The sequence below is a fragment of the Streptomyces sp. NPDC058877 genome (genome assembly GCF_042742855.1).
Lineage (GTDB): Bacteria > Actinomycetota > Actinomycetes > Streptomycetales > Streptomycetaceae > Streptomyces.
Map to the genome: position 1 here is coordinate 8,741 of NZ_JBHYMF010000143.1, position 9,004 is coordinate 17,744.

Annotated in this window: 11 protein-coding genes; 1 reads left to right on the plus strand and 10 read right to left on the minus strand. The window is 68.6% G+C overall.

Features of this window, described 5'->3' with window-relative positions; translation table 11 throughout:
- The 4 genes from ACFW2Y_RS26520 to ACFW2Y_RS26535 form a co-directional block, all read right to left on the minus strand.
- Window positions 1-657 (minus strand): CHAP domain-containing protein (locus ACFW2Y_RS26520; protein WP_384884146.1); only part of this gene is annotated, 657 nt, incomplete at its 3' end.
- A gap of 231 nt (window positions 658-888) precedes the next feature.
- Window positions 889-1,749: a hypothetical protein gene (locus ACFW2Y_RS26525; RefSeq protein WP_384884126.1), complete on the minus strand. Its 861-nt coding sequence runs from the start codon at window positions 1,747-1,749 to the stop codon at window positions 889-891.
- A gap of 62 nt (window positions 1,750-1,811) precedes the next feature.
- The gene (locus tag ACFW2Y_RS26530; protein WP_384884129.1) at window positions 1,812-1,976 is read right to left on the minus strand and encodes a hypothetical protein; all 165 of its coding nucleotides are present in this window, start codon (window positions 1,974-1,976) and stop codon (window positions 1,812-1,814) included.
- 144 nt (window positions 1,977-2,120) lie between these two features.
- Complete coding sequence (locus ACFW2Y_RS26535) at window positions 2,121-2,477, minus strand: hypothetical protein (RefSeq protein ID WP_384884132.1); 357 nt, start codon at window positions 2,475-2,477, stop codon at window positions 2,121-2,123.
- Window positions 2,478-2,640: 163 nt separating this feature from the next.
- Here ACFW2Y_RS26535 and ACFW2Y_RS26540 point away from each other — a divergent pair, with 163 nt between their 5' ends.
- A complete protein-coding gene (locus ACFW2Y_RS26540) occupies window positions 2,641-3,633 on the plus strand; it encodes a LuxR C-terminal-related transcriptional regulator (RefSeq protein WP_384884134.1) in 993 nt (330 codons plus the stop codon).
- 410 nt (window positions 3,634-4,043) lie between these two features.
- Here the strand turns inward: ACFW2Y_RS26540 and ACFW2Y_RS26545 are convergent, their stop codons facing one another.
- The 6 genes from ACFW2Y_RS26545 to ACFW2Y_RS26570 form a co-directional block, all read right to left on the minus strand.
- Entirely contained in the window at window positions 4,044-4,364 is a 321-nt protein-coding gene (locus ACFW2Y_RS26545; RefSeq protein WP_236647607.1) for a hypothetical protein, read from the minus strand.
- Window positions 4,361-4,702 (minus strand): hypothetical protein, encoded by a 342-nt coding sequence (locus ACFW2Y_RS26550; protein ID WP_384884137.1) that lies wholly within the window; start codon window positions 4,700-4,702, stop codon window positions 4,361-4,363. The genes ACFW2Y_RS26545 and ACFW2Y_RS26550 overlap by 4 nt, the downstream gene beginning before the upstream one ends.
- Complete coding sequence (locus ACFW2Y_RS26555; RefSeq protein ID WP_037920736.1) at window positions 4,699-4,968, minus strand: hypothetical protein; 270 nt, start codon at window positions 4,966-4,968, stop codon at window positions 4,699-4,701. The genes ACFW2Y_RS26550 and ACFW2Y_RS26555 overlap by 4 nt, the downstream gene beginning before the upstream one ends.
- A gap of 665 nt (window positions 4,969-5,633) precedes the next feature.
- Window positions 5,634-7,037 (minus strand): VanZ family protein, encoded by a 1,404-nt coding sequence (locus ACFW2Y_RS26560; protein WP_384884141.1) that lies wholly within the window; start codon window positions 7,035-7,037, stop codon window positions 5,634-5,636.
- A gap of 82 nt (window positions 7,038-7,119) precedes the next feature.
- The gene (locus ACFW2Y_RS26565) at window positions 7,120-7,545 is read right to left on the minus strand and encodes a hypothetical protein (RefSeq protein WP_384884144.1); all 426 of its coding nucleotides are present in this window, start codon (window positions 7,543-7,545) and stop codon (window positions 7,120-7,122) included.
- 372 nt (window positions 7,546-7,917) lie between these two features.
- A complete protein-coding gene (locus ACFW2Y_RS26570; RefSeq protein WP_384884149.1) occupies window positions 7,918-8,961 on the minus strand; it encodes a serine hydrolase domain-containing protein in 1,044 nt (347 codons plus the stop codon).
- Between the last annotated feature and the right edge of the window lie 43 nt (window positions 8,962-9,004).

Genomic DNA, 9,004 nt, shown 5'->3' on the forward strand with positions numbered 1-9,004 from the left:
GAGGTGGCCGTCGGTGCCGCGGGCCACGAAGTCCGCCACACCGGTCTTGTTGATGTCGCCCACACCCACGATCGGCGACATCCCCGCCGCCATCGACGGGTCCCGGTCCACTCCGCCGATCGGCGAGACGTAGCCGCTGACACGCTGGCTGTTGTAGTAGCCGGCGGCCGTGATGGTGCCGTAGGTGACGGCGCCGCTCTGGTTGCCGCCCACCGTGGTGATCGTGCCGTCGGAGTTGATGGACTTCACGAGGGCCACGTGGTCGGCGTATCCGGCACCGTTGTAGTTGAAGACCACCGCGTCACCGACGTGCGGGGTGCTCGTCAACCCGCCGCTGTACTGGCCGAAGCTTCCGGCGGCCGCGGTGAGTCCCCCGACGTCCACGCCTGCCTGGGCCCAGACCCACTTCGCGAAGTCGGCGCACCAGGCCTCCCCGCAGCTTCCGTAATAGCCGGAGCCACCGGCGCTGTTGGTGTCGCACGGGCCGTTGCCGAGGTTCTGCTCCGCTATCCCCATGATCGTGGAACCCACACTGGCGGAGGCGGGCTGGGCGCCGGACAGCATCAGGGCGGGAGCGAGCAGGGCGGTGGCGAGCATTCCCTGCAGGGTGCGGCGAATCGATACCTTTGACACGTCTTGTCTCCTGTCGGTGGGCAGGCTGAAGTCCTCGGCACGCACGTGCCGGGTGAAGTGAGGGGCCCGCACCGCGGAAGGCACGGCGATCGGGCAGTGGGACCGTCGATCGGAGGGAGCGCGGACGACGGTGGCGCGTCGATCAGAGAGGACGCGGTCGACGGGCGCCTCGATCGGAGAGGGCGCGGTCGGCGGTGGAGCAGTCGTTCAGAAGCGGTGCGGGCGACGGCGGTGCCGTCGATCAGGCGGTGCTACTCAGGGCGCGATCGTCACCTTCGCCGCGGCCATTCCGGCCTGCTGATTGGCCGGCTGCGCAACGGCGTACACCTGGAGTTCGGTGACTCCGGCGCGCAGACCGGTGTCGACCGCGACCCGGTAGCGGATCGTCGTCGTGGCTCCCTTGGGCAGCGGCGCCCCGCCGCTCGCGGCGAGGAGGAAGTCCATGCCCGAGGCCTGCGGCAGGAAGACGGGCTGCCAGCCGCCGGTGGCGGGGTCGAGGCGCTCCAGGCGCCCGGCCACCGAGCCGAGGGGGGCGAGTCCCCCGTCGTACTGGTCGAAGCGGACCACGGGCGCGATGAGCGGGTAGTCGGTGTCACCGCTGTTGCGCATGGTCACGGTGAACTCCACCGGTGCGCCGCCGGGCACGAACCGCGGCGAGGCGGGCATCCCGGTGATGTCCACGGTGAGACGCGCGGTCTTGGTCACGGTCAGCCGGCCTTCGGGAAGGCGCTGCTGCCCGACGGACGGGTGGTGCGACGCGGGCGTGGTGGGCCGGGAGGTGGCGGACGCCGGGGGAGCCGGGTTCTGCGGGGTTCCCGAGGGGCGCGGGGTGCCCGGGGCCGCGCTCGGCGTCGGAAGGGCATCGGGTGCCCGGCCCGTCGGTCCGGTGTCCAGGGGCTCGGGGGCTTGGGACGCCTGGGCGGCTGGCGCGTGGTGCGCACTGTCGGCGTCGGAGTTCGGGGTGGCCGCGGTGGTCGGGGTGGTCGCGGTACGGGCTTGAGGAGCGGTCGGTTCGGAGCCGGCGCAGGCGCCGAGCGATCCGACGAGCCCGGCGACGAGCAGAACGGCTGCGGCGAGACGCCGGGACGAGCGGGGACTGGAGTTGACGGACTTCATGACGGCGTGCTTCCTCCGGACGGGGGCCGATGGCAGGTGAGTGTCGGGTGCTGCCCCGGCGATCAGCCCCAGATCATGTTGCCGTTGGGCTCGGAGGCGACGACGGTCACGGAGGCGGCGGAGGAGTGGCTCTCGGCCGGCTCGGACTGGAGCCCGTGGACGGTGCCGAGTGCGACGAGGGAGAGGGCGGCGACCGCGGCGGCCTTGGCGAGGGAGATGCGAAGCATGGTCATAGTCCTTCTCTGCGAGGTGAGTTGGCTTCCGGTGCTTCGCGTCCCGCGGTGGCGCTGGGCTCCGGTGGTGTCGTCCGGGGTGGTGTCCCTGGCTGACGAGTTCAGCTTCGTCGCAGTTCAGACGGGGTGGAAGAGCAATCAGATGGACGGAAAGGGCCGTGGACGGATCTGTCCACCGTGGTCGGAAGAGGACAGGAGGAGTTCGTAGAAAGGAGCCACCAAGGGCACGGTGGCGCTGACGAGTTCCCATCCCGCGAGGGACGCCTGGGACTTGAGGACGCGGCGGCAGAGCGCCTCCGCGCGCGCCTCCGCCTCGCTCAGCGAGTCCGCGAGGAGGAAGACGCCGATGACGGGATGCGGTCGGGCGTGGACGTGCGTGACCACGTGCTCGACGCGCTCCTCGGCACGGGCGGCGGAGAGGACCAACTCGCTCAGGTATGGGGGGAGTACCGCGTCCGGCCCGAGCGGCCTGAGCGTGGCGTGAATCAGCTGCATGGGAGCGAGGTTCCCAAAACGGCCAACAGGTTCACAGTTCATCAATGGGGCCGTTTCCGGCAGTGGCCGCAACCGTCCACCGCCCGCTCGCGCGACGTAATCGCGCATTCGTGCGATGATCGCGGGCTGGAACGATCGCCAGCTGTCACAAGGGGGGAACCGAATGCTCACCGCACTCGGCCTTGATGCCATGTCGGAAGCCGTGTACCGCAGCATGCTCGCGCACCCGCAGGAAGGAGTGAGCGCGCTCGCCGAGCGTCTCGGGACGACGGAGACGGAGATCCGCCACGCCCTGGACACCTTGAGCGGGCTGTCCCTGCTGCGCCCTTCCGGCGAACACGAGGGAATGCTGCGGGCTGTCTCCCCGGACATCGGCATGGAGATCGTGATGGCGCGGCAGCAGGCGGAGCTCGCGGCCCAGCAGCTGCGGATCGAGGCTTCCCGCGCCGCCGCGGCCCAGCTCATCGCCGAGTACGCCGATCTGCGCCCCGCCGGCACGCACCCGGGAGTCGAGCAGCTCATCGGCATCGACCAGATCCGCGACTGCCTGGCGCGGTTGACCCGGGACGTCCGGCAGGAGGTCATGACGTTCGCGCCCGACGGCGGACAGAAGCCCGAGCACATCGAGGCGGCCCGGCCCCTCGACCGGGACCTGCTGGAGCGCGGCGTCCGGATGCGCACCGTCTACCTCGAGAGCGTGCGCAACAGCCCCCACACCGTCGCGTACGTGAACTGGCTCGCCGAACTCGGCGGCCAGGTCCGCACCGTTCCCTCGCTGCCCACCCGGATGATCCTGGTGGACCGGACCACCGCCGTGATCCCGGTCAGCAGCGACGACACGGCCGCCGGTGCCGTCGTCCTGACCGGCCAGGGCACCCTCACGGCGCTCTGCGCTCTCTTCGAGCATGTCTGGGCGGGTGCGCAGCCGCTGGGCGAGGCGGCCGAGGTCAGCGACCTGGGTCTCAGCCCCCAGGAACAGAGCGTGATCGATCTCCTCTCCAAGGGCTACACCGACGAGGCCATCGCCAAGCGACTCGGTGTCTCGCCGCGCACCGCCCGTCGCCTGGCCAGCGAGCTGATGGACCGCCTGGGCGCCCGCAGCCGCTTCGAGGCAGGAGTCCGCTCGGTCCAGCAGGGCTGGCTCCCCGCCCGCTGACCCGGAGGCACGGACCGCGAGGTGGTGCGAAGGAGATGCCGTCCGTCTGGCCTGGCACTCCTGCCGCCGGGCCGAGTGCCCGCGCTTTGTGATCCGGCCGTTGACCGGCAGGTCGCCGAGGAAGCCGATCAGGAGGGGCATCCCTGACAGGTCGGGACAACGACGAAGCCTCAGGTCGCTGACCTGGGGCTTCGTTCAAGAGCGGATGACGGGAATCGAACCCGCGCTATAAGCTTGGGAATTACCCGGTACTTGGGTAGGCGCACAGTCTCTGGCCTGCGAATACGACCGCTGGCGGGGCCGTTCCGGCTGCTTCGGTGCGACCCTTGTTGACCGCTGTTTACCGCCTCTACTGGCACGTTGTGGCACGGCTTCCGCGCCGGCTGGATGCGTGAGGGTGCTGTCGCAGGTCACTGCCAGAACACCTCCTCGACGATGATCTGCGGGTCGGCGGTGCGGCGGGTGAACGTGTAGTGGATCCAGCCCCGGCCGTGATCGAAGTAGCAGACGTACAGTCCGTTCGGCACCGTCGACCGAAGCGGGGCGATACGGCAGCCGGGTGGGAGATCCGGGATGTTGTCGGTACCGCGGAAATAGGGGTCCTCGACGGTGACCAGTTCGGCTCGGATGCCGTCGATCAGGTCGCGTACCGGCTTGGGCAGGGAGTCGCGGGCGGTCCGGGCCGTATCGACCCAGTCCATCTGCCAGGGCGGCCCCATGAAGTCGCTCACTGGCCGGGCTCCGCCTTCCCCGCCTCGCGCCGAAGGTGCGCGGCCTGCGTGAGCAACTGCGTGGCCTCGGCGTTCGTCGACGCGTCGGCTGCCCGGCTTTCCAGGTCGTGGATGTGCCGGTCGAGTGAGGGATCGCGGGCAATGGCAAACTCGGCCCACCACTGGGCGAGGAACGCCGGTACCGGGGCGATGTCGTGTGTGTCGCCGATGGCCCACTTCCAGTGGGCGTCGAAGTCGGCGAGGAGCTGCGGTGTGTGCTCGGCGATCGCGGTGCGCAATGCCTTCGTGTTCCGCTCGGGCATGGGCGGGATGCCGGACGGCCTGGGGGCGGTCGTCATGCCGCCACCTCCTCGGTCTCGCTGCCCTGGGCGGCCTGCTTGGCCTTGTAGGCGGCGGCGAGGGTGGACGCGTACTGGGGTGTCCACTCCATGTGCCTGGCGACGGCCGGCGCTCCGCCGCGGCCGAGGTCTACGGCGATACGCCCAGCGGTCTCACGGAAGTGCGCGACGGCGTCGTCGGCGGCCTTCTTCGCCCGATCCAGTTCGAGCTTCTGCGCGTCGGTCAGGGCGGCCTGCGGAGCTCGGGCGCGGGGCTTGTCGGTCATGGGGGCAGTGTGGACCCCACGCCGATAAATCGCAAGGACTACTTGTCATTAAGAGCCTCGTCCGAAAGGAAAGACCTTGCGTCGAGGGCGACACCAGGTCCAGCGGCTGGTGTGTGGGTGAGTGGGCGACCTGCCGGCCACCCTCTCCGTCGAGGTCGAGCGGCACCTTGAGTGGCTCGCGGAGTAGGGGTGCCGGTGGCACGCGAAGGCGCTGTGGGCAGGATATTCCTGCGAGTTGGGGCACGCGGAGGGCACGGAGACCCCTGAGAGGTCTAGACAAGGGCGAAGACCCAGGTCGCTGACCTGGGGCTTCGTTCAAGAGCGGATGACGGGAATCGAACCCGCGCTATAAGCTTGGGAATCACCCGGCACTTGGGCTACGTATGGTGCCTGACCTGCGGAAATGCCTTGTGATGGTCTCGTTCCGGCCTCCTCGGTTGTCCCCTGGTGACCGCTGTTTACCGCCTCTACTGGCACGTTGTGGCACGACCGACGAACTCGCTCACGACGTGAACCCGAAAGGCGTCGCGAGCGCCGCCGCTGTTGCGGGCGAAGGCAAGCCTGTCCCTCAGCGGCGGTGGGTCGGTCATCTCGACTACCTCGACGACACCCGACTGTCGGTACCGAGTTGCGGTCGCCCCGGACCGGGGGCGAAGGGAGCGTGTTCAGTTTCCCTTCAAGGGCTGGTCGGCGCCGTCGTACACCTGCCCGCTGACCGCGTCGACACGCCAGAGGTCGGCCGTGCCGCTCGCCTGGGTGTCGGGGGCCGGGGCCTGGGGGCCTTGCGAGAGGTTCACGAGCCACGTGGGTCGCCAGTTGCCCTCTCTCTGCACGGCCTTGAGCGTGAATGCCTTGATCGTCATGTCGTCTGGAATGCCACCGCGATCAGCGAGCTGTTTCGCCAGCGCTTCTCGGACCAGTGACTCCGCCTTCTTGGTGTCCAGCTGCGGTTTTTCAAGGTCCAGTTGCTTCGGCCCGAGGGTCACGTCTACCTGTGAGACGGTGCCGAAACGGCTCACCTGCACGTCCAGCATCCTGGGCATGAGAACGCCGTCGTCGACCCACCGCCAGCTGGTGATCCACCCGAGTTCGGCTTTCCCGCCCACCGGATACGTCTTGTGAACGGTGGCGTCTACGCCCCACGGGTAGCGCTCATGCATGTATGCCTGAGTCACCTCGTAGGCCATCTTGTCCGTGGTCGGCGCCTTAGCGCCGGCGACCGGATAGCCCATCACGCTGGGCTGATCGCTGTCCTGAAGTAGTACGTTGAAGCGGTTCTTGTCCGGCCAGGAAAGGGTGCCGTTCGCGAACTGCTCCGGATGTGCCTTGTCCCGGCTCAGCAGTGTGAAGGCCACATTCCGGCACGGCGCTCCGGTGCAGGGCTGGTCGTACACGTGACTCAGTTCGTAGCGGTCGCCGAACGCCTCCCTCACCGCCTGCTCCACGGCCTGACGTTGCTTGTCGTCCGCCTGCGACAGGCCCGTGCCGTCGATGTGGGTGAAGGCCATGGCCGGGTAGGCGACACCGGCTCCCAGCAGCGCAAGGCCGAGCGAGGCGAACAGGGATGCCTTGGCGGCTCCCTTCCACTCGATCGTGCCGAGCTTGAGAAGTACGAGCATCGCGGCGGCGAGTCCGATGAGACCGCCGAGGATGTTCATCTGTGCGTCGGCGCTGTCGCACACCCGTCCCAAGCCGTCGACTTCCGCCTGAACGACCTCGATGGCCAGAGGGAAGACGACCACTCCGACGAGGACGGGCAGCGGGCGCCTGGCCGCCATGAGTGCGAAGAAGCCGAGCGGAACCGTCATGGCGAGGTTCCAAAGCCCCTGGGTGGTTCGGAAGGGCTCGACCACGTCGTGGTTGATGACGCACTGGCCGCTCGCGGGGCCGCTGCCCATGAAGGTGACGCCGAGAACCCCGGCAACCGTGGCTGCAAGGCCGGCGAACCATACGCCGTGGGGACTGCCCAGGCGGCGGGCGAGTAGCCAGGCCGCGACGCCGAGGACGAGGGCGACCAGAGTGCATACGACGAGGTAGCCGTAGTGGTCTTGGAAGATGGCGGTAAACACGGGCGGTTCCTTGCTGAAGTCAGATCAACAGAGCGGCGCGGGGCCCCGCCTGGGCAAGGGCGGAGCCCCGCGTGTTGCTGGTTCAGCAGTGGGCAGCGGGCGTCTGGAAACTGCCGCCCGAGTAGTTCAGGATGCCGACGCTGTTCAGGCACAGCGAGCTGGCGCTCTTCGTCCACGACCTCGCCACCGTCTGGCCGGAGCTGATGGTGAAGTAGGACGAGTAGATGGTGGATCCGCTCATGTTGAAGCCGAGGCGGACGCTGACGGAGGAGCCACCGGACTTGTAGTAGGTGGTGTAGACGCCGGTGCCGTACGTCGGGTACAGGTCACGCTTGCCGTGGCTCAGGACACCGTTGGACAGCTTGGTGCAGCGCAGGTTGGGGAAACCCCCCTCCGTGTAGCCCGAGGAGCTGCAGTACGTGTTGGCCGAGGCGGCCGGGGCGCTGACCACGATGGAGCCGGCGGCCAGGGCCGCAGCGATGACAGCAGCGCTCGTCTTGGATCTCACTCTGCTTCCTTCGTCTTCAGGCATGCCAAGCACCTCCTGGAGAGCGGTGGAGGCCGGATCACGGAGGGATCCCACTTGGCGGGCCCTCGTGTGAGGGCCCGCAAGAAATCGAACACTTGATGCGCGGAATGATCCACCGCCATTTGGTATGATGACCAAAAATCACCGTCCGACGACACAGCGTAGTCCAAAAAGTGATCATGGACTTGACTCGGCTGATCAGCGGAGCAGAGCTGGCGATGGTTACGCGGCACCGCGCCCCCTTGAACAGGTTCTCAAGCTCCAGGCCATCGGAGTGAGTTGGCGGCGCATGCTTCTCGCCACGCGTGTCCAGAAAGGTCACGAATCCTCGCCCAGGAAGCCGCCCTTGTGTCAGGCGAACGTCAGCCCGCGGAAGGCGTTGCGTACGTCGGTCAGGGGCTGACGGTCGCGGGTGTAGTAGAGCTTGTTGGTCAGCAGGACCGCCCACCGGTCCTGGGTGGGAGAGATCCACATGCCAGTGCCAGTGAAGCCGTAGTGGACCCAGACGTCCTGCTCGTCGGTGGTGCCGGGGGCAGGGTGCCAGAACAGGCCGCGCTCGGGCTGGAGGCCGCTGGTCTGCACGGTGAGGGAGTGGGCGCTCCACTCGGCGCCGAAGCCGGCCTCCGCGGGGGCGGTGGTGTGGTCCAGCATGTAGCGGAGGAAGACGGCCAGGTCTTCGAGGACGGTGAAGGTGCCGGCGATGCCGCAGACGCCGCCGAGGAGCCGGGCGGAGAAGTCGTGGGCGGTGCCCTTGAGGTGGGTTCCGGTGTCCTGGTCGAGATCGGTGGGGGCGCATCGGGCGGCGAGGTCAGTCGGCAGTCGGCCGAAGCGGGTGGTGTTCATGCCCAGGGGGCGCCAGGTCCTCGTCTCGCAGAGCTGGTCGAGAGGTCGGCCGGAGAGGTGTTCGGCGAGGTAGCCGAGGATGAGGGCGGCCCGGTCGGTGTACTCGACGGCTTCGCCGGGCGGCCGGTTGAGGGCTTCGTGCAGGACCCCGCGGCGGATGCTGGCGGGGTCGGTGCCGTAGAGGTTCTTCAGCTGGGACCGGAGGGGGAGGCCGGCGGTGTGGGTCAGGAGTTGTCGGGCGGTCACGGCGCCGAGGGGGTGGCCGTTGACCTCGTTCCAGAAGGTGCCGAGCGGGGCGTCGAGGTTGAGGACACCGTCCTCCCACAGGGCTCCGACGGAGGCCCAGACCGCGAGGATCTTGGTGAGGCTGGCGGCGTCGAAGACGGTGTCCGGGCGCATCCGCACGTCTGGTTCGTCGGGGTCCAGGACGCCGGTGGCGCCCATCGCCCGGACTCCGCCGGAGTCGCCGACGGCCCACACCGCGCCCGGGTAGACCTTGTCGCGGACGCCTTCGCTCAGCAGGTTCTCGATGCGGTCGATGCGGTACGGCATGGTCTTCCTCTTCGTGCGGGTCTCCCAGCGGTCAGCGTAGTGA